This window comes from Vibrio sp. 1249-1 (assembly GCF_033340495.1).
The window spans coordinates 1-515 of the sequence record NZ_JAWOWJ010001184.1; the positions used below are offsets into that span (position 1 = coordinate 1).

General features: G+C 49.7%; 1 protein-coding gene. It reads right to left on the minus strand.

The annotated features are described in order from the left end of the window. Positions 1-12: 12 nt before the first annotated feature. A partial coding sequence (locus R7Z50_RS31155) for a DUF882 domain-containing protein (RefSeq protein WP_318150236.1) occupies positions 13-515 on the minus strand: 503 nt, incomplete at its 5' end.

Below are 515 nucleotides of genomic sequence, written 5' to 3' on the forward strand. Positions count from 1 at the left end.
CCCAAACTAGGCTTACCAACTGCGCACTGCACCCGTACCAATGTGGACAAAGTTACTGCCCGGATAGTATCCAACACCACCAGCCTTCAAACTGATTGCCGCATCACGCACCGTAGACAGCTTTACACCATCGAGACGAAAATCAATCGCCTTCCCTTCCATGTGTAGACTCTTCTTAGCAACACCAGTAGAACCGCTGCGCAGGGACGCATTGGTCACAGGAGAACGGTAGCCAGAAATCACGATAACTTCGGATTCAGTACCGATGAGCTTTTGAATTTGGCTGATTTGATCGAACAGACGTTTATCCATTGGATGCACTTCATTACGGCGATGATCACGGCAGAACTCATTCAAACGCTGCAATTCTTTGCCGACGTAGCGATTGCCATCGAAGTAGCACGTCTCGAGAAGCTCACCCGTATTCAAGTTATTCATGGCTAACACGCGTGGTTCATCCGGAAGTGAAGCCCATGAAAGTGTAGGCATTGCAGACGCCAGTACGACACCACCAG